The organism is Streptomyces sp. NPDC101151, assembly GCF_044768335.1.
GTDB lineage: Bacteria > Actinomycetota > Actinomycetes > Streptomycetales > Streptomycetaceae > Streptomyces.
Window position 1 is genome coordinate 493,454 of the sequence record NZ_JBIWPP010000001.1, and the last position, 18,315, is coordinate 511,768.

An 18,315-nucleotide genomic window follows, 5' to 3' on the forward strand; every position below is an offset into this window, starting at 1 on the left:
GCGCCCCTTACAGCTTCATCAGGCTGGCGTCGTCGACCGAGGCCGAGTGGCGGGTACGGAACAGCGACACGATGATCGCGAGCCCGACCACGACCTCCGCGGCGGCGACGACCATCGTGAAGAAGGCGATGATCTGGCCGTCGAGATTGCCGTGCATCCGGGAGAAGACGACGAACGCGAGGTTGCAGGCGTTGAGCATCAGCTCGATGCACATGAACACGACGATCGCGTTCCGCCTGATCAGCACGCCGGTGGCGCCGATCGTGAACAACAAGGCAGAGAGATAGAGGTAGTTCACGGGGTTCACTTCGACGCCTCCTCGGACCGCTTGAAGTGCGCCGGCTCGATCTCCGTGCGCTCCAGGCGCTCCTCCGCGCGCTGCTCCAGCGCCCGCAGGTCGTTCAGCGCCTCGGCGGACACGTCACGGATCTGACCGCGCTCGCGCAGCGTCTTGTTGACGGTCAGCTCGGACGGCGTGCCGTCGGGCAGCAGGCCCGCGATGTCCACGGCGTTGTGCCGGGCGTAGACACCGGGGGCGGGCAGCGGCGGCAGGTGCTTGCCCTCGCGGACGCGCTGCTCGGCCAGCTCGCGCTGGGTCTTGGCACGCTCGGTGCGCTCGCGGTGGGTGAGCACCATGGCGCCGACGGCGGCCGTGATCAGCAGGGCGCCGGTGATTTCGAAGGCGAAGACGTACTTCGTGAAGATGAGGGACGCGAGGCCCTCCACGTTGCCGTTGGCGTTCGCCTGACCGGTGCCGGCGAACTCCGTCAGGGAGGCGTTCCCGACGCCCGCGAGGAGCAGGACGCCGAAGCCGACCCCGCACACAAGGGCCAGCCAGCGCTGGCCCTTGATGGTCTCCTTCAGCGAGTCCGCGGCCGTGACGCCGACCAGCATCACCACGAACAGGAACAGCATCATGATCGCGCCGGTGTAGACGACGATCTGCACGATCCCGAGGAAGTAGGCACCGTTGGCGAGGTAGAACACCGCCAGGACGATCATGGTCCCGGCGAGGCAGAGCGCGCTGTGCACGGACTTCTTCATGAAGACGGTGCACAGGGCGCCGATCACCGCGACCGTGCCGAGGACCCAGAACTGGAAGGCCTCACCGGTGGAGGTGGTGTAGGCGGCGAGCTGCGGGCTCATGCCTCCACCTCCTGGTCCCCGGCCGTGCTCGAAGGGCCTGCCATCTGGGACTGTTCGCCCTTGGAGACGGCCACCTGCCGCACGGTCCCCGGCGCGGCTTCCGTCACCAGACCCCGGTAGTAGTCCTGTTCGTCGGTCCCCGGGAAGATCGCGTGCGGGGTGTCGACCATGCCCTCTTCGAGGCCGGCGAGCAGCTGCTCCTTGGTGTAGATGAGGTTGGCGCGGCTGGAGTCGGCCAGTTCGAACTCGTTGGTCATCGTCAACGCGCGCGTGGGGCACGCCTCGATGCACAGCCCGCACAGGATGCAGCGGGCGTAGTTGATCTGGTAGACGCGGCCGTACCGCTCGCCCGGGGAGTAACGCTCCTCGTCGGTGTTGTCGGCGCCCTCCACATAGATGGCGTCGGCGGGGCAGGCCCAGGCGCACAGCTCGCAGCCGACACACTTCTCCAGACCGTCCGGATGGCGGTTGAGCTGGTGCCGTCCGTGGAACCGCGGAGCTGTGGTCTTCTGCTGCTCCGGGTACTGCTCGGTCAGCCGCTTCTTGAACATGGCCTTGAAGGTCACGCCGAAGCCGGCCACGGGATTCTGGAAGCCGGGCTTCGTCTGCCCGGCCTCCTTGGGCTCCTCAGCCATCGGACGCCTCCTTTCCATCCGAAGATCCGTCACTGACAGTGTCCGAGCCGCCACTGACAATCAGCTCCCGCTCGCGGCGCGGGCTGCGCCTCGGCACCGGCGGCAGTTCCTGTCCGGGCAACGGCGGTACGGGGAATCCGCCCGCCATCGGGTCGAATCCGGCGGGCTGGGCAGCGGGCTGCTCGGCCGGCCTGGCCTTCTCGCGGAACATGTCGGCGACGAAGGAGATCAGCAGCAGGGCGAGGACACCGCCGCCGACGTAGAGGGCGATGTCGGCGAAGTCGTAGTTCTCGTTGCGCAGCGCCCGCACGGTCGCGACGAGCATCAGCCAGGTCACGGAGACCGGGATGAGGACCTTCCAGCCGAGCTTCATCAGCTGGTCGTAGCGGACGCGTGGGAGCGTGCCGCGCAGCCAGATGAAGAAGAACAGCAGCAGCTGGACCTTGATGACGAACCAGAGCAGCGGCCACCAGCCGTGGTTCGCGCCCTCCCAGAAGGCGCTGATCGGCCACGGGGCGCGCCAGCCGCCGAGGAAGAGGGTGGCCGACACGGCGGAGACCGTCACCATGTTCACGTACTCGGCGAGCATGAACATCGCGAACTTGATCGAGGAGTACTCGGTGTTGAAGCCGCCGACCAGGTCGCCCTCGGACTCCGGCATGTCGAAGGGGGCGCGGTTGGTCTCGCCGACCATCGTGATGATGTAGAGGATGAAGGAGACCGGCAGCAGCAGGATGTACCAGCGGTCGTGCTGCTGCTCGACGATCGTCGACGTCGACATCGACCCCGAGTAGAGGAACACGGAGGCGAACGCGGCGCCCATGGCGATCTCGTAGGAGATCATCTGCGCGCAGGAGCGCAGGCCGCCGAGGAGCGGGTAGGTGGATCCGGAACTCCAACCCGCGAGGACGATGCCGTAGATGCCGACGGAGGCGACCGCGAGGATGTAGAGCATCGCGATCGGCAGGTCGGTGAGCTGCATCGTGGTGCGGTGCCCGAAGATCGAGATCTCGTTGTCGGCCGGGCCGAACGGGATCACCGCGATCGCCATGAAGGCCGGGATGGCCGCGACGATCGGCGCGAGGACGTAGACCACCTTGTCAGCGCGCTTGACGATGAGGTCTTCCTTGAGCATCAGCTTCACGCCGTCGGCGAGCGACTGGAGCATGCCCCAGGGCCCGTGCCGGTTGGGCCCGATGCGCAGCTGCATCCAGGCGACGACCTTGCGCTCCCAGACGATGGAGAACAGCACGGTCACCATCAGGAAGGCGAAGCAGAACACCGCCTTGACGACGACCAGCCACCAGGGGTCGCGGCCGAACATCGAGAGGTCTTCAGCGGCGAGATACGGGCTCATGCCTCCACCTCCTTGGGGGTCTCTTCGGCGAGTGCCGCCGGACCGATACAGACGAGGGAGCCGGGCTGCGCGCCGGTGTCGGAGGCGGCGCCCGAGCCGACGGAGTTCAGCGGGAGCCACACCACCCGGTCGGGCATCTCGGTGACCTGGAGCGGGAGTGCGGTCGTGCCGGCCGATCCGGTGACGGCGAGCATCCCGCCGTCCTCGACGCCGGCCTCGGCGGCGGTGGCGGCCGACACACGCGCGCGTGCGGCGTGCCGGGTGCCGGCGAGCGCCTCGTCGCCCTCCTGCAGGACACCGTGGTCGAGCAGCAGCCGGTGTCCGGCGAGTACGGCCTCGCCCGCGGCGGGACGGGGCAGCGCGCCCGCCGTCTCCGTCGGCCCGGTGGCCCGCGGACCTTCCCAGGCGCCAAGCCGGTCGATCTCCGCGCGCGTGGTGCGCAGGTCCGGCAGGCCCAGGTGGACGTCCATGGCGTCGGCCAGCATCTGCAGCACGCGCCCGTCGGTCGGGGCGAGGCGGCGGGTCATCTGCTCGGGCTTGAGAGCGGCCTCGAAGAAGCGGACCCTGCCCTCCCAGTTGAGGAAGGTGCCCGCCTTCTCGGCGACCGCGGCGACCGGCAGGACGACGTCGGCGCGCTCGGTGACCTCGCTGGGCCGCTGTTCCAGCGACACCAGGAAGCCGACACTGTCGAGCGCCTCCCGCGCGCGTGCCGGGTCGGGCAGGTCGGCGGCCTCGACACCGGCGACCACGAGCGCGGACAGTTCGCCGGTGGCGGCGGCCTCGATGATCTGGTGGGTGTCACGGCCGTAGCGCAGGGGCAGTTCGGCCAGCCCCCAGACGGCGGCTACCTCGTCCCGCGCGCGCGGGTCGGTCGCGGGGCGGCCGCCCGGCAGCAGCGACGGCAGTGCGCCCGCCTCGACGGCACCGCGCTCCCCCGCCCGTCGCGGGATCCACACCAGCTCGGCGCCGGTCGCGCCGGCCGCGCGTGCGGCGGCGGTGAGCCCGCCGGGCACGGCGGCGAGCCGCTCTCCGACGACGATCACCGCGCCGTCTGCGCGCAGGGCCTCGGCGGCCTTCGTGCCGGGCTCCTCCAGGACGACGCCGCTCGCGAGGGCGTCCAGCCACTCGGTCTCGGTCCCGGGAGCGGCCGGCAGCAGCGTGCCGCCCGCCTTCTCCAGGCCGCGCGTGGCGTGTGTGGCCAGCGCGAACACCTGCTGCCTGTGGCCCCGCCAGGCCTTGCGCAGCCGCAGGAAGACGCCGGGCGCCTCCTCCTCCGACTCGAAGCCGACGAGCAGGACGGCGGGCGCCTTCTCCAGGGAGGTGTACGTGACGCCCGTACCGTCGAGGTCACGGCCTCGGCCGGCCACCCGGGCCGCCAGGAAGTCGGCCTCCTCGCCGCTGTGCACGCGCGCGCGGAAGTCGATGTCGTTCGTGTCGAGCGCCACGCGCGCGAACTTGCTGTACGCGTAGGCGTCCTCGACGGTCAGACGGCCACCGGCGAGGACACCGGCCCGGGAGCGGGCGGCGGTCAGCCCGCGCGCGGCCGCTTCCAGGGCCTCCGGCCAGGAGGCGGGCTCCAGGACGCCCTCGGCGTTGCGCACGAGCGGGATGTCGAGGCGGTCCTTGAGCTGGGCGTACCGGAACGCGAAGCGTCCCTTGTCGCAGATCCACTCCTCGTTGACCTCGGGGTCGTTGGCGGCGAGCCGCCGCATGACCTTGCCGCGCCGGTGGTCGGTGCGGGTGGCGCAGCCGCCAGAGCAGTGCTCGCACACCGACGGCGAGGAGACCAGGTCGAAGGGGCGGGAGCGGAAACGATAGGCCGCCGAGGTGAGCGCGCCGACCGGGCAGATCTGGATGGTGTTCCCGGAGAAGTACGACTCGAAGGGGTCGCCCTCGCCGGTGCCGACCTGCTGCAGCGCGCCCCGCTCCAGCAGCTCGATCATCGGGTCGCCCGCGATCTGGTTGGAGAACCGGGTGCAGCGGGCGCACAGCACGCACCGCTCGCGGTCGAGCAGCACCTGTGTGGAGATCGGGACGGGCTTCTCGTACGTCCGTTTGCGGCCCTCGAAACGGGACTCCGCGTTGCCGTGCGACATGGCCTGGTTCTGCAGCGGGCACTCGCCGCCCTTGTCGCAGACCGGGCAGTCCAGCGGGTGGTTGATGAGCAGCAGCTCCATCACCCCCTGCTGGGCCTTCTCGGCGACGGGGGAGGTGAGATGGGTCTTCACGGCCATCCCGTCCGTACACGTGATCGTGCAGGACGCCATCGGCTTGCGCTGGCCCTCGACCTCGACGATGCACTGACGGCAGGCACCGGCGGGGTCCAGGAGGGGGTGGTCGCAGAAGCGGGGGATCTCGATGCCGAGCTGCTCGGCGGCCCGGATGACCAGGGTGCCCTTGGGCACGCTGATCTCGGCGCCGTCGATCGTCAGCGTGACGAGGTCCTCCGGCGGGACCGCCGCCTCTCCCCCTCCCGAGGGAGCACTGGTGGTCACGGTCATGCGTTCACCTCCGGGCGGTCCGCCCAGGCCGTCGACTTGGCCGGGTCGAAGGGGCAGCCCCGGCCCGTGATGTGCTGCTCGTACTCCTCGCGGAAGTACTTCAGCGAGGAGAAGATCGGTGAGGCCGCGCCGTCGCCGAGAGCGCAGAAGGACTTGCCGTTGATGTTGTCGGCGATGTCGTTCAGCTTGTCCAGGTCGGACATGACGCCCTTGCCGGCCTCGATGTCCCGTAGCAACTGCACCAGCCAGTACGTCCCTTCACGGCAGGGTGTGCATTTGCCGCAGGACTCGTGGGCGTAGAACTCGGTCCACCGGGTCACCGCCCGCACCACGCAGGTCGTCTCGTCGAAGCACTGCAGGGCCTTCGTGCCGAGCATGGAACCCGCGGCGCCCACTCCTTCGTAGTCGAGAGGGACGTCGAGGTGCTCGTCGGTGAACATCGGCGTCGAGGAGCCGCCGGGCGTCCAGAACTTGAGGCGATGCCCGCTTCGCATTCCGCCGCTCATGTCGAGGAGCTGGCGGAGCGTGATGCCGAGCGGCGCCTCGTACTGGCCGGGGCTCGCGACGTGACCGCTGAGCGAGTAGAGCGTGAAGCCGGGCGACTTCTCGCTCCCCATCGACCTGAACCAGTCCTTGCCGTTTTTCAGGATGGCGGGAACTGACGCGATCGATTCGACGTTGTTCACCACAGTCGGACAGGCGTAGAGGCCTTCCACCGCGGGGAAGGGGGGACGGAGCCGCGGTTGACCACGGCGGCCTTCGAGCGAGTCGAGCAGTGCGGTCTCCTCACCGCAGATGTACGCGCCGGCGCCGGCGTGCACGGTGAGTTCGAGGTCGAGGCCGCTGCCCAGGATGTTCTCGCCGAGGTAGCCGGCCGCGCGGGCCTCCCGCACGGCCTCGTGCAACCGCCGCAGAACGGGGACGACCTCACCACGCAGATAGATGAAGGCGTGCGACGACCTGATGGCATAGCACGCGATCACCATGCCCTCGATGAGGCTGTGCGGGTTCGCGAAGAGGAGCGGGATGTCCTTGCAGGTCCCGGGCTCCGATTCGTCGGCGTTGACAACCAGATAGTGCGGTTTTCCATCGCCCTGCGGAATGAACTGCCACTTCATCCCGGTCGGGAATCCCGCGCCGCCGCGCCCGCGCAGACCGGAGTCCTTGACGTACGCGATCAGGTCGTCCGGCGACATGGCGAGCGCCTTGCGGAGCCCCTCGTACCCCTCGTGCCTCCGGTAGACGTCCAGGGTCCAGGACCGGTCCTCGTCCCAGAAGGCCGACAGCACGGGTGCGAGCAGCTTCTCGGGGCTGGTGTCCTTGAGTTCGGGAACCACGGTCATCACTCCCCCTCCTCGGCGCCGGGCCCTGCCGGGTGGGCCGGGTCGGAGGCCGATGTCTCCTGCGGCGCGTCGTGCGAGCTGAGGTGCTCGGCCGACGACGGATCGTGCACTGTCCGGTCCTGTGGTTCGTCGTGCGGACCGCCGTCGCGCGGATGGACCACGCGCGCGGGTGCGGCCTCTCCCCTTGCCAGGCGGAGGCCCATCAGCGAAGCGGGTCCCGCACTGCCGCTCTCCTCGACGGCCCCGGGCCGCTCGTCGGGGAAGCCGGCCAGGATCCGCGCGGTCTCCTTGAAGGTGCACAGCCGCGCACCGCGCGTGGGCTGCACGGGCCGTCCCGCACGCAGGTCGTCGACCAGGCGCTTGGCGCTGCCGGGCGTCTGGTTGTCGAAGAACTCCCAGTTGACCATCACGACCGGCGCGAAGTCGCAGGCCGCGTTGCACTCGATGTGCTCCAGGGTGACCGTGCCGTCGTCGGTGGTCTCGCCGTTCCCGACGCCCAGGTGCTCCTGGAGGGTCTCGAAGATCGCGTCGCCGCCCATCACCGCGCACAGCGTGTTGGTGCACACGCCCACCTGGTAGTCACCGGAGGGCTTGCGCCGGTACATCGTGTAGAAGGTGGCGACGGCGGTGACCTCGGCCGTGGTCAGGTCCAGCAGGTCCGCGCAGAACTGCATTCCGGTGCGCGTGACATGGCCCTCCTCCGACTGCACGAGGTGCAGCAGCGGCAGCAGGGCGGACCGGGAGTCCGGGTAGCGCGCGATCAGCTCGCGCGCGTCCGTCTCCAGCCGGGCCCGGACGTCGTCCGGGAACGCGGGTGCGGGCAGTTGGGGCATGCCCAGGCTGACGCCCCGCTCCGAGGAACTGGTGGTCACCGGTCGACGCCTCCCATCACGGGGTCGATGGACGCGACGGCGACGATGACGTCGGCGACCTGGCCGCCTTCGCACATCGCCGCCATGGCCTGCAGGTTGGTGAAGGACGGGTCGCGGAAGTGGACCCGGTAGGGGCGGGTGCCGCCGTCGGAGACGGCATGCACCCCGAGTTCGCCCTTGGGTGACTCGACGGCCGCGTACGCCTGTCCCGGCGGGACACGGAAGCCCTCGGTGACCAGCTTGAAGTGGTGGATCAGGGCCTCCATGGAGGTGCCCATGATCTTCTTGATGTGGTCGAGGGAGTTACCGAGGCCGTCCGGCCCCAGGGCGAGCTGGGCGGGCCAGGCGATCTTCTTGTCGGCGACCATGACCGGGCCGGGCTGGAGCCGGTCCAGGCACTGCTCGACGATCCTGAGCGACTGGCGCATCTCCTCCAGGCGGACCAGGAAGCGGCCGTAGGAGTCGCAGCTGTCGGCGGTCGGGACGTCGAAGTCGTACGTCTCGTAGTCGCAGTACGGCTGTGTCTTGCGCAGGTCGTGCGGCAGGCCGGCGGAGCGCAGGATCGGGCCGGTGGCGCCGAGGGCCATGCAGCCGGCCAGGTCGAGGTAGCCGATGTCCTGCATGCGGGCCTTGAAGATGGGGTTCCCGGTGGCGAGCTTGTCGTACTCCGGGAGGTTCTTCTTCATCTTCTTCACGAACTCGCGGATCTGGTCCACCGCGCCGGGCGGCAGGTCCTGGGCGAGTCCGCCGGGCCGGATGTACGCGTGGTTCATGCGCAGGCCCGTGATGAGCTCGTAGATGTCGAGAATCATTTCACGATCACGGAATCCGTAGATCATGATCGTGGTGGCGCCGAGTTCCATACCACCGGTGGCGATGCACACCAGGTGGGAGGACATCCGGTTCAGCTCCATCAGAAGCACCCGGATGATCTTTGCGCGCTCGGTGATCTCGTCCTCGATGCCGAGGAGCTTCTCGACGGCGAGACAGTAGGCGGTCTCGTTGAAGAAGGACGTCAGGTAGTCCATGCGCGTCACGAACGTGGTGCCCTGCGTCCACGTGCGGAACTCGAGGTTCTTCTCGATGCCGGTGTGGAGGTAGCCGATGCCGCAGCGGGCCTCGGTGACGGTCTCGCCCTCGATCTCCAGGATCAGCCGGAGCACCCCGTGGGTGGAGGGGTGCTGGGGACCCATGTTGACGACGATGCGCTCGTCGTCGGCGCGGGCCGCGGACTGGACGACCTCGTCCCAGTCGCCACCGGTGACCGTGTAGACGGTGCCTTCGGTGGTCTCGCGCGCCGAAGCGGCGGAGGCCGCGGATGCTGACTGCGTGCTCACGAGTACGACCTCCGCTGGTCCGGAGCCGGGATCTGGGCGCCCTTGTACTCGACGGGGATGCCGCCGAGGGGATAGTCCTTGCGCTGCGGGTGGCCCTGCCAGTCGTCCGGCATCATGATCCGGGTCAGGGCCGGGTGACCGTCGAAGACGATCCCGAAGAAGTCGTAGGTCTCGCGCTCGTGCCAGTCGTTGGTGGGATAGACGGAGACCAGGGACGGGATGTGCGGGTCGCTGTCGGGGGCGCTGACCTCGAGGCGGACCAGCCGGTTGTGGGTGATCGAGCGCAGGTGGTAGACGGCGTGCAGCTCGCGGCCCTTGTCGTGCAGGTAGTGGACGCCGCTGACGCCGGTACACAGCTCGAAGCGCAGGGCCGGGTCGTCGCGCAGCGTGCGGGCGACGCGCAGCAGGTGCTCGCGTTCGATGTGGAAGGTCAGCTCGTCGCGGTCGACCACCGTCTTCTCGATGGCGTTCTCGGGGAGGAGCCCCTGTTCCTCCAGGGCGCCCTCCAGCTCGTCGGCGACCTCGTCGAACCAGCCGCCGTAGGGCCGGGTCGCCGGTCCCGGGAGCCGGACCGAGCGGACCAGGCCGCCGTAGCCGGAGGTGTCGCCTCCATTGTCGGCGCCGAACATGCCGCGCTGGACGCGGATCTCCTCGCCGCCCTGGCCGCGCTGGCCGGGGAGGTTGGAGGCGGCGAGGTCCTTCTCGGGGTTCACCCCGTTCGCGGACCCGTTCGCGGACCCGTTCGCGCCGTTGGTGCCGTTCGCGTCGCTCACCGCAGCAGCCCCTTCATCTCGATCGTGGGCAGGGCCTTGAGCGCCGCTTCCTCCGCCTCCCGGGCCGCCTCCTCGGCGTTCACGCCGAGCTTGGAGGTCTGGATCTTCTGGTGGAGCTTGAGGATGGCGTCCATCAGCATCTCGGGCCGGGGCGGGCAGCCGGGGAGATAGATGTCGACCGGGACGATGTGGTCGACGCCCTGGACGATCGCGTAGTTGTTGAACATGCCGCCCGAGGAGGCGCAGACACCCATGGAGATCACCCACTTCGGGCTGGGCATCTGGTCGTAGACCTGCCTGAGCACCGGCGCCATCTTCTGGCTGACCCGGCCGGCGACGATCATCAGGTCCGCCTGGCGCGGCGAGCCGCGGAAGACCTCCATGCCGAAGCGCGCGAGGTCGTAGCGGCCGGCGCCGGTGGTCATCATCTCGATGGCGCAGCAGGCCAGGCCGAAGGTGGCCGGGAAGACCGATGCCTTGCGCACCCAGCCCGCGGCCTGCTCGACGGTGGTCAGCAGGAAGCCGCTCGGCAGCTTTTCTTCGAGTCCCATGTCTCTAAAGGCCCCTCAGTCCCATTCCAGGCCGCCGCGCCGCCATACGTACGCGTACGCGACGAAGACGGTGAGCACGAAGAGCAGCATCTCCACGAGCCCGAAAACACCCAGGGCGTCGAAGGTGACGGCCCAGGGGTAGAGGAAGACGATCTCGATGTCGAAGACGATGAAGAGCATCGCCGTCAGGTAGTACTTGATGGGGAAGCGCCCGCCGCCGGCCGGCGTGGGGGTCGGCTCGATACCGCACTCGTAGGCTTCGAGCTTGGCGCGGTTGTACCGCTTCGGACCGATCAGCGTGGCCATGACCACGGAGAAGATCGCAAAGCCTGCCCCGAGGGCTCCCAGTACGAGGATGGGCGCATAGGCGTTCACCGCTCCTCGCTCCTCTCAGTCGGCACTGACTGGTGGCGGTTGCACTGGGCTCACATCCGCCCCACCGGTCCCACGAACCCCGCTCGTCCCGGGCGAAGATCGAGAACATGTGAAGCAGGTCACAAGCCCAACTGCCTCGCATCTTATGCCCGCCGCTCTGTGATCTGCGACACGGGGTATTACACAAGCTTTGTGATCTCCACCACCTGACGAAGGATCATGAAGTCGGATGATGAGTGATCTTCATACTCGAAGCGTTCAGGTGGTCACCAGAAGTGACATTTCCGCTCGTCGTCGCAGGCCGGGAGGGTCGTCTCAATATCAAGAGAGTTCCGCTGCATGCAAATTGGTGCTCGGCGCGACGCCTTGATAGAGGACCCGTTCACACATCAGAGGGAGGCTCGCGGCGGGATGTGGACGCGACGCGGGTGCGTGCACGCGTTCACGAAGTCCCGCCCGCGCGTGACGCCGCCCTTCCGGTGACCGTTCCGTGACCTCCGCCACATCCATGAGAGCGGCATGAGAACCGGGCTTGGCCATCCATCCGAACCAGTGGTAGGTGCGGGGCAATTCGGACTTAATGATCAAAGGCCGTGATCAAGGGCTTGATCACGGTCGTCCGCAATGTCCGTTACGGCGTCAATAAAGAGTGACGCGCCCGGGGTTTGCGGTCTCGATTGAACAACTGTGGCGCAGCACACGTTTCTTGAAGATATGAAGGAGCCCCTGGTACCGGTTATTCCCATGTCCCACACCGCTCACATACGCAGCCACCGGAAGCCCCGCCGCAGCGCGTCGACCATCGCCGTGCGGGCCGGAGTTGCCGGTGGCGTCCTCAGCACCCTGGCAGTCGCCGGGGCGTCCGGCTCGGCGAACGCTGCCGAGCCGGTGACGCAGACCCTCGAACTGCCCACCCTGACGGCCGACCTGGCCGCTCAGGTCGCCCAGTCCGCGGACGCCACGCAGCAGGCCGCCGCGAACTACCAGCTGCAGGCCGAGCGCGACCAGGCCGCCGCAAACGCCGCGAAGCAGGCCAAGGCGGACCTCGCGGACGCCAAGCAGAAGGCGGCGGAGGCCAAGAAGAAGGCCCAGGAGGCCGCCCGCAAGGCCGCGGCCGAGCGCGCCTCGCGCAGTGCGGAGCGGACGACGCTCTCCACCACGGCGGGCACCGACACCTCCACGAGCACGAGCACGTCCACGGCCACCGGTTCGGCCGCGGCCGTCATCTCGTTCGTGAAGGCGCAGATCGGCAAGGCGTACGTCTCCGGCGCGACCGGCCCCAGCGCCTACGACTGCTCCGGCCTGGTGCAGACGGCCTTCAAGCAGGTGGGCATCAGCCTGCCGCGCGTCTCCCAGGACCAGTCGACGGCCGGCACCCAGGTGTCGCTGAGCAACCTGCAGCCGGGCGACATCCTGTACTGGGGCAGCGCGGGCAGCGCGTACCACGTGGCGGTGTACGTCGGCGACGGTAAGTTCGTCGGCGCGCAGAACCCGTCCAGCGGCGTCGGGGAGCACGACCTGTCGTACGACCCGCCGACCGGCGCCGTGCGGGTGCTCTGAGCGCCTCAGGACGCCACTCACACGCGTAGGGCCGCAGCCGCTCGGGGGCAGCGGCCCTTCCGCGTCTCCTGACATGCTCGGCACGGGCCCCGGGCGGTGGCCCGTCCACGAGCGAAGGAGACCGCGCGATGCCACGCGTGTTCGTCCAGGGCAGCCCCGCCGACCACTACCCGCGCCATGCCCCCGAGGCCGGGCGCGGTGCGGTGCGCCGCATCACCGAGGTCGGCGATGAGGTCCTGCACAAGCCCTGCCGGGACGTCACCGAGTTCGGGCCCGACCTCGCCGCGCTCATCGACGACATGTTCCTCACCATGTACGTCGCCGAGGGGCGGGACTGGCCGCGAATCAGATCGGGGTCGATCTGCGCCTGTTCGTGTACGACTGCCCCGACGATGATGGAATCCGATATGTCGGACACCTTGTCAATCCGGTACTGGCGACCGCCTCGGTGGGACGGCGGCTGATCGACGAGGGCGAAGGGTGCCTGTCGGTGCCGGGTGCCGTCATGGCCGTACCGCGGCCGGACCGGGCCGTGGTGCGCGGACAAGGACCGGAACGGCAGTCCCGTCGCCATCGAGGGCACGGGGCACTTCGCACGCTGCCTCGCCCACGAGACCGGCCACACCAGCGGGCACATCTATCTGGACCGGCTCCCAGAATAGGAGAAAAAGGACGCGCTGCGGCAGATGGCGGACCGGCGGGACGAGGTGTACGCCCGCCGAGCCGCCAACGCTGCGGCCCTCAGCGCCTGATCACGCCTTCGGCGCCACCTTGCTCAGGCCGTTGATGATGCGGTCCATCGCGTCGCCGCCCGTCGGGTCGGTGAGGTTCGCGAGGAGCTTCAGGGTGAACTTCATCAGCACCGGGTGGGTGAGGCCCCGCTGGGCGGCGATCTGCATGACCTTCGGGTTGCCGATGAGCTTCACGAAGGCGCGGCCCAGGGTGTAGTACCCGCCGTAGGTGTCCTTGAGGACGCGCGGGTAGCGCTGGAGGGCGATCTCCCGCTGGGCGGGCGTGGCCCGCGCGTGGGCCTGGACGATGACGTCGGCGGCGATCTGGCCGGACTCCATGGCGTAGGCGATGCCCTCGCCGTTGAAGGGGTTCACCAGGCCGCCGGCGTCGCCGACGAGCAGCAGGCCCTTGGTGTAGTGGGGCTGGCGGTTGAAGGCCATGGGCAGGGCGGCGCCGCGGATCGGGCCGGTCATGTTCTCCGGGGTGTAGCCCCACTCCTGAGGCATGGACGCGCACCAGGCCTTGAGGATCTCGCGCCAGTCCAGCTCCTTGAAGGCGGCCGAAGTGTTGAGCACGCCGAGGCCCACGTTGGAGGTGCCGTCGCCCATGCCGAAGATCCAGCCGTAGCCGGGCAGCAGGCGGTCCTGGGCGCCGCGGCGGTCCCACAGCTCCAGCCAGGACTCCAGGTAGTCGTCCTCGTGGCGCGGGGAGGTGAAGTACGTGCGCACCGCGACGCCCATCGGGCGGTCCTCGCGCCGGTGCAGGCCCATCGCCAGGGACAGGCGGGTGGAGTTGCCGTCGGCGGCGACGACGAGCGGCGCGTGGAAGGTGACCTCGCGCTTCTCCTCGCCGAGTTTGGCCCTCACACCGGTGATGCGGCCGGTGCGGTCGTCGATGACGGGGCCGCTGACGTTGCATAGCTCGAAGAGCCGCGCTCCCGCCTTCTGGGCCTGGCGGGCGAGCTGTTCGTCGAAGTCGTCGCGCTTGCGGACGAGGCCGTAGTTCGGGTAGGCGGCGAGATCCGGCCAGTCCAGCTGGAGGCGGGAGCCGCCGCCGATGATGCGCAGGCCCTTGTTGCGCAGCCAGCCGGCCTCCTCGGAGATGTCGATACCCATCGCCACGAGCTGCTTGACCGCGCGCGGGGTGAGGCCGTCGCCGCAGACCTTCTCCCGCGGGAACTCGGTCTTCTCCAGCAGGAGGACGTCGAGTCCGGCCTTGGCGAGGTGGTAGGCGGTGGTGGAGCCGGCTGGCCCCGCGCCCACGACGATCACATCGGCGGTGTTGTCGGAGAGGGGCTCGGTCACGGCGGGATCTCCCCAAGGTTCAAAATCTGCGTGCCGACCGGCACTGGACACGGGCAGTCTATTCAGCAGGATTGATCACCCGGCTGAAGGGCTGCCCAGTGAACGAAGCTCTGCCCGCAGTACGCCTGCGTGTGCCCACCGACGAGGACGCGTTCGCCTGGCACCGGGTCTTCGCCGACCCCGAGGTCATGGAGTTCCACGGCGGCAGGGCCGCCGAACTCTCGGTCTACGAGGAGCTGACCGCGCGCCAGCGCCGGCATGACGCCGAGCGCGGGTTCTGCCTGTGGTCGATGACGGACGAGTCCGGTGACGTCATCGGCTTCACCGGCGCCCAGCCGTGGCCGCACGCATGGGGCCCGTCGGGCGAGATCGAGATCGGCTGGCGGCTCGGCCGGACGCACTGGGGCAGGGGCTACGCCACGGCGGCCGCCGAGGAGACCCTCGAGCGGCTGCGGGCGGCGGGCGTGCCGCGCGTGGTGGCGATGGTCGACGCGCGCAACGAACGCTCCATCGCGGTCACCCGACGGCTGGGCATGCGGCTCGCGGAGACGTTCATGACGCCGGCCTCGGTAAGGGAGGGGCATTGCTACCGACTTGATCTGTGACCCTGAGTAATCGAGTGTTACAGAACGCCACATGGAGCTTCCGGGCGGCGCGCGACCGAGTTACCCTGCCAGTACCGCTGGGGGTGACATCTGTGCGTATAACACCCAAAACACCCGAAGTGCGCGTTCCTCGTCTGGTCGGTCTGATGGCCATGGACGCGCGCGAAACGGCCCGGGCGCGGGGTCTGTTCCTCAACGCGCCGGACCGCCCGGACTTCCCTCACACGGTCGTCGACTACGTCGTACGCCAGTTTCCGCAGCCCGGTGCCGAGGTGCCGCCGGACGCCATGGTGTACGTGTGGTTCGACTTCGGTGAGGGGGAGGGCGGCGGGGGCGTGCGCGAGCCACGCATCCCACGACCGCCCTCGGGCGGCATGCAGCGCGAACTGGGTGAGCCCGGGGACGCCTTCGAGATGATCAACCGGTGAGACACCGGCACCTTCCGGAGGGGCTCAGCTCTCCTTGAAGCCCCGGTGCAGCGCGACCACACCGCCGGTCAGATTGCGCCAGGCCACCTTCGACCAGCCCGCCTTGCGCAGCCGCTCGGCGAGGGCGGGCTGGTCGGGCCAGGCGCGGATGGACTCGGCGAGGTAGACGTAGGCGTCCGGGTTCGAGGACACCGTGCGCGCGACGGGCGGCAGGGCCCGCATCAGGTACTCGGTGTAGACGGTCCGGAAGGGCGCCCACGTCGGGTGCGAGAACTCGCAGATCACCACCCGGCCGCCGGGCCGGGTCACCCGGTACATCTCGCTGAGGGCCGCGTCCGTGTCCTGGACGTTGCGCAGCCCGAAGGAGATCGTCACGGCGTCGAAGGTGTCGTCCTTGAACGGCAGCCGCGTCGCGTCGCCCGCCGTGAACGGCAGCCAGGTGTGCTTCCTCTTGCCGACCTGGAGCATCCCGATCGAGAAGTCGCACGGGACCACGTACGCGCCCGACTGCGCGAAGGGCAGCGAGGAGGTCGCCGTACCGGCGGCGAGGTCGAGGATCTTCTGCGCGGGGTGCGCGTCGACCGCCTTCGCCACCTCCTTGCGCCAGCGCCGGTCCTGGCCGAGCGACAGCACGTCGTTCGTCAGGTCGTACCGTTCCGCCACGTCGTCGAACATCGAGGCGACTTCGTGCGGCTGCTTGTTCAGGGAAGCGCGGGTCACCCGCCCATTCTTGCAGCACGGCCGCCCGGGATCAGTCGCGGCTTCTTCCTGGCGGCCACGTCCTCCACCCAGCCGCACGCCAGGACGAAGACGGCGATCAGGACCCAGCCGATGCCGAACATGAACCACTGGCTCTCCAGCGGCAGGTACGTCTCGAAGGCGGGCACTGTCCACAACCGGTCGATGAGCGGGACCGCCAGGATCAGCGCGATCTCGTGCCAGAGGTAGATCGCGACCGTGCGCGCCTTGAACACCGTGACCGTCCGGTCCACGCGCCTCGACCGGGTGAGCCAGGCGAAGTCGATCCGGAAATGACACGCGGTTTCTGCAGCGCCGCGGCCCTGCCCGCCGCCCGCTCCATGCGGGTGGGGGCGCGCCGGCGGCCGCGTGAGGGCGTCGATGCAGTCATGGAGGTGGCCTGTGTTCCGGTCAGTCGGCGGTGTCGGAAGCGGACGCGGAGGGGGACGCCGAGGGAGCGGCGGTGGTATCCGAGGGCGGCGCCGAGGGGGCGCCGCCGGGCAGGCCCGCCTGGCGGCCCGTTCCGCCCTGCGGGCGGATGCCGCCGGGGGCCCGGTCGCCCTGGGCGTTGCCGAAGGGAAGCAGTGAGGAGGGGGCGAGGGAGGTGCCCCAGCCCATGAACGCGGCGCCGAGCACGCCCGCGCAGGCGTTCGCGCAGGCGCCGCCGACGAGCAGGCCGATCCGGCGCAGCGCCTTCGACCGGCGTCCGCTGGAGTCGACGAACACGGGTCCCTCGGCAGACCCGTTGCCATGTTTGCGACGGCGACCACGCCCGGTGGCGCGACTTTCGACGGCGGGTTCGGATTGCATTCCCCGGATATTAGGCAGCGTTTACATGGCCTTTTCTCGGCGGTTCTTGTGAGCCGCCCATGAGAAACCTCCCAGCCTGCCATTTCCCTGAGAAATCCAATGAGCATATTCCGAATGAACCGGGAAAACCGCCTTCGCAAACTGGGCATACCAAGGCCGATCAATCACCATGCCCCGTAGTGCGGTGTGAGACATTTCCTCTCCTGGAAACGAACTCTGTTGCCGTCCTGAGACAGAAATCACGAGAGCGGGTACATGGGCGAGGAGGAGATTTCTGACGCCGGTGGCTGGATTCACCTGCATATTTGCACTCGTCGTGACAGGCAGCGTGGCGGGCTGCTCCACGGACTCGGAAGGCAGTCCGAACTCCCCGGCCTACGCCCCCTACGTCAGCGCCACCGAAGCCTCCGCCACCGACTCCGCCGGATCCCCGACGACGTACAACCTCGCCTTCGTGATCTCGGACGGCGGCGCCTGCACACCGAAGTGGAACGGCAGCGAGGCGATCGGCGACTCCTCCGTGAAGTCCCGGATCTCGCGGCTGAAGCGGGACGGCGCCACGGTCCGCGTCTCCTTCGGCGGGGCCTCCGGCAAGGAACTGGCCGCCGCCTGCGACAGCGCCTCCGCGCTGGCCGCCGCCTATGCCGAGGCACTGGACGCGGCCGGCTCCGCGCAGGCCGACTTCGACATCGAGGGCGAGCAGCTGACCGACTCCGCCTCGGTCGCCCTGCGTTCGAAGGCGATAGCCCGTCTCCAGCAGGAACGGCCCGACGTGGAGGTCTCCTTCACCCTCCCGGTGATGTCCAACGGGCTGGACGCGGCCGGCCTCGCGCTGCTGGAGTCCGCGAACACCCACGACGTCCAGGTCTCCACCGTCAACCTCATGACGATGAACTACGGCGAGTCGTACACCGGGGACATGGGCGGCTACGCCCTCACCCCCGCCGGGGCGGCGCACGCCCGGCTGAAGAAGGTGTTCGGGCTGTCCGACGCGGGCACCTGGCGGGGCATGGCGCTCACTTCGATGATCGGCGTCAACGACGTGGACGGGGAGACGTTCACGCTCTCCGACGCCGCGCAGGTGCGGGCGTTCGCCGAGGAGAAGGAGATCGCCTGGGTCTCGATGTGGTCCGGCTTCCGCGACCGGCAGTGCCGGGACGCCGCCTCCGCGTCCGACGACGCAGCGACCGACTGCAGTGGCGTGAGCCAGAGTTCGGGGGCTTTCGCGGAGGCGTTCGCGGGCTGAGC

18 protein-coding genes and 2 pseudogenes are annotated in these 18,315 nt (G+C 69.2%); 5 read left to right on the forward strand and 15 right to left on the reverse strand.

Translation table 11 applies throughout. From position 1 onward, the window contains the following. Positions 1-7: 7 nt before the first annotated feature. Genes nuoK through ACIRU3_RS02400 form a run of 11 tightly spaced genes read right to left on the reverse strand, consistent with a single transcriptional unit; the run spans position 8 to position 10,890 of the window. Positions 8-307 (reverse strand): NADH-quinone oxidoreductase subunit NuoK, encoded by a 300-nt coding sequence (nuoK, locus tag ACIRU3_RS02350; RefSeq protein ID WP_066995480.1) that lies wholly within the window; start codon positions 305-307, stop codon positions 8-10. Further along, on the reverse strand, positions 304-1,146 hold the full coding sequence (locus ACIRU3_RS02355; protein ID WP_404050135.1) for an NADH-quinone oxidoreductase subunit J: 843 nt from the start codon (positions 1,144-1,146) through the stop codon (positions 304-306). Before ACIRU3_RS02355 ends, nuoK begins: the two co-directional genes overlap by 4 nt. Next, positions 1,143-1,781 carry an NADH-quinone oxidoreductase subunit NuoI gene (gene nuoI / locus ACIRU3_RS02360; protein ID WP_404050138.1) on the reverse strand — a complete coding sequence of 213 codons (639 nt, stop codon included), beginning with the start codon at positions 1,779-1,781 and terminating at the stop codon, positions 1,143-1,145. The genes ACIRU3_RS02355 and nuoI overlap by 4 nt, the downstream gene beginning before the upstream one ends. Then, positions 1,774-3,138 (reverse strand): NADH-quinone oxidoreductase subunit NuoH, encoded by a 1,365-nt coding sequence (gene nuoH, locus ACIRU3_RS02365; protein ID WP_404050141.1) that lies wholly within the window; start codon positions 3,136-3,138, stop codon positions 1,774-1,776. Before nuoH ends, nuoI begins: the two co-directional genes overlap by 8 nt. Beyond that, the gene (locus ACIRU3_RS02370) at positions 3,135-5,639 is read right to left on the reverse strand and encodes an NADH-quinone oxidoreductase subunit G (RefSeq protein ID WP_404050143.1); all 2,505 of its coding nucleotides are present in this window, start codon (positions 5,637-5,639) and stop codon (positions 3,135-3,137) included. The genes nuoH and ACIRU3_RS02370 overlap by 4 nt, the downstream gene beginning before the upstream one ends. Continuing rightward, positions 5,636-6,982 (reverse strand): NADH-quinone oxidoreductase subunit NuoF, encoded by a 1,347-nt coding sequence (nuoF, locus tag ACIRU3_RS02375; RefSeq protein WP_404050146.1) that lies wholly within the window; start codon positions 6,980-6,982, stop codon positions 5,636-5,638. The genes ACIRU3_RS02370 and nuoF overlap by 4 nt, the downstream gene beginning before the upstream one ends. Further along, the gene (nuoE, locus tag ACIRU3_RS02380) at positions 6,982-7,854 is read right to left on the reverse strand and encodes an NADH-quinone oxidoreductase subunit NuoE (protein WP_404050148.1); all 873 of its coding nucleotides are present in this window, start codon (positions 7,852-7,854) and stop codon (positions 6,982-6,984) included. Before nuoE ends, nuoF begins: the two co-directional genes overlap by 1 nt. Then, positions 7,851-9,191 carry an NADH-quinone oxidoreductase subunit D gene (locus ACIRU3_RS02385; RefSeq protein WP_404050151.1) on the reverse strand — a complete coding sequence of 447 codons (1,341 nt, stop codon included), beginning with the start codon at positions 9,189-9,191 and terminating at the stop codon, positions 7,851-7,853. The genes nuoE and ACIRU3_RS02385 overlap by 4 nt, the downstream gene beginning before the upstream one ends. Then, a complete protein-coding gene (locus tag ACIRU3_RS02390) occupies positions 9,188-9,964 on the reverse strand; it encodes an NADH-quinone oxidoreductase subunit C (RefSeq protein ID WP_404050154.1) in 777 nt (258 codons plus the stop codon). The genes ACIRU3_RS02385 and ACIRU3_RS02390 overlap by 4 nt, the downstream gene beginning before the upstream one ends. Then, complete coding sequence (locus ACIRU3_RS02395; protein ID WP_393877392.1) at positions 9,961-10,515, reverse strand: NuoB/complex I 20 kDa subunit family protein; 555 nt, start codon at positions 10,513-10,515, stop codon at positions 9,961-9,963. The genes ACIRU3_RS02390 and ACIRU3_RS02395 overlap by 4 nt, the downstream gene beginning before the upstream one ends. A 15-nt stretch (positions 10,516-10,530) precedes the next feature. Continuing rightward, positions 10,531-10,890 carry an NADH-quinone oxidoreductase subunit A gene (locus ACIRU3_RS02400; protein ID WP_007383963.1) on the reverse strand — a complete coding sequence of 120 codons (360 nt, stop codon included), beginning with the start codon at positions 10,888-10,890 and terminating at the stop codon, positions 10,531-10,533. A 744-nt stretch (positions 10,891-11,634) separates the two neighbouring features. Between ACIRU3_RS02400 and ACIRU3_RS02405 the strand changes: the two genes are divergently transcribed. Next, the gene (locus tag ACIRU3_RS02405; protein WP_404050157.1) at positions 11,635-12,450 is read left to right on the forward strand and encodes a C40 family peptidase; all 816 of its coding nucleotides are present in this window, start codon (positions 11,635-11,637) and stop codon (positions 12,448-12,450) included. Between the two features lie 128 nt (positions 12,451-12,578). Beyond that, positions 12,579-13,202: pseudogene (gene def, locus ACIRU3_RS02410) on the forward strand (peptide deformylase). Here def and ACIRU3_RS02415 read toward each other — a convergent pair. Next, positions 13,203-14,486 (reverse strand): geranylgeranyl reductase family protein, encoded by a 1,284-nt coding sequence (locus tag ACIRU3_RS02415; protein ID WP_404050159.1) that lies wholly within the window; start codon positions 14,484-14,486, stop codon positions 13,203-13,205. A gap of 98 nt (positions 14,487-14,584) precedes the next feature. Here ACIRU3_RS02415 and ACIRU3_RS02420 point away from each other — a divergent pair, with 98 nt between their 5' ends. Together ACIRU3_RS02420 and ACIRU3_RS02425 are read left to right on the forward strand one after the other, a co-directional pair. Then, positions 14,585-15,091 (forward strand): GNAT family N-acetyltransferase, encoded by a 507-nt coding sequence (locus ACIRU3_RS02420; RefSeq protein ID WP_404050162.1) that lies wholly within the window; start codon positions 14,585-14,587, stop codon positions 15,089-15,091. Between the two features lie 146 nt (positions 15,092-15,237). Beyond that, positions 15,238-15,519: a PASTA domain protein gene (locus ACIRU3_RS02425; protein WP_404050544.1), complete on the forward strand. Its 282-nt coding sequence runs from the start codon at positions 15,238-15,240 to the stop codon at positions 15,517-15,519. Between the two features lie 24 nt (positions 15,520-15,543). Here ACIRU3_RS02425 and ACIRU3_RS02430 read toward each other — a convergent pair whose 3' ends face one another. The 3 genes and pseudogenes from ACIRU3_RS02430 to ACIRU3_RS02440 all read right to left on the reverse strand — a co-directional run bounded on the left by ACIRU3_RS02430 (position 15,544) and on the right by ACIRU3_RS02440 (position 16,983). Beyond that, a complete protein-coding gene (locus ACIRU3_RS02430) occupies positions 15,544-16,239 on the reverse strand; it encodes a demethylmenaquinone methyltransferase (RefSeq protein WP_404050164.1) in 696 nt (231 codons plus the stop codon). Continuing rightward, positions 16,236-16,553 (reverse strand): annotated as a pseudogene (locus ACIRU3_RS02435) (acyltransferase); the annotation flags it as partial. The pseudogene ACIRU3_RS02435 and the gene ACIRU3_RS02430, both read right to left, overlap by 4 nt. A gap of 115 nt (positions 16,554-16,668) precedes the next feature. Continuing rightward, on the reverse strand, positions 16,669-16,983 hold the full coding sequence (locus ACIRU3_RS02440; RefSeq protein ID WP_404050167.1) for a hypothetical protein: 315 nt from the start codon (positions 16,981-16,983) through the stop codon (positions 16,669-16,671). Positions 16,984-17,383: 400 nt separating this feature from the next. Between ACIRU3_RS02440 and ACIRU3_RS02445 the strand changes: the two genes are divergently transcribed. Then, a complete protein-coding gene (locus ACIRU3_RS02445; RefSeq protein ID WP_404050169.1) occupies positions 17,384-18,313 on the forward strand; it encodes a chitinase in 930 nt (309 codons plus the stop codon). Positions 18,314-18,315: the final 2 nt, after the last annotated feature.

Excerpts from the sequence above, each read along its gene's own strand:
- nuoI (WP_404050138.1), bottom strand. The coding sequence starts at position 1,781 with ATGGCTGAGGAGCCCAAGGAGGCCGGGCAGACGAAGCCCGGCTTCCAG.
- ACIRU3_RS02395 (WP_393877392.1), bottom strand. The coding sequence starts at position 10,515 with ATGGGACTCGAAGAAAAGCTGCCGAGCGGCTTCCTGCTGACCACCGTC.
- ACIRU3_RS02370 (WP_404050143.1), bottom strand. The coding sequence starts at position 5,639 with ATGACCGTGACCACCAGTGCTCCCTCGGGAGGGGGAGAGGCGGCGGTC.
- nuoF (WP_404050146.1), bottom strand. The coding sequence starts at position 6,982 with ATGACCGTGGTTCCCGAACTCAAGGACACCAGCCCCGAGAAGCTGCTC.
- ACIRU3_RS02425 (WP_404050544.1), top strand. The coding sequence starts at position 15,238 with ATGGCCATGGACGCGCGCGAAACGGCCCGGGCGCGGGGTCTGTTCCTC.
- ACIRU3_RS02405 (WP_404050157.1), top strand. The coding sequence starts at position 11,635 with ATGTCCCACACCGCTCACATACGCAGCCACCGGAAGCCCCGCCGCAGC.
- ACIRU3_RS02355 (WP_404050135.1), bottom strand. The coding sequence starts at position 1,146 with ATGAGCCCGCAGCTCGCCGCCTACACCACCTCCACCGGTGAGGCCTTC.
- nuoH (WP_404050141.1), bottom strand. The coding sequence starts at position 3,138 with ATGAGCCCGTATCTCGCCGCTGAAGACCTCTCGATGTTCGGCCGCGAC.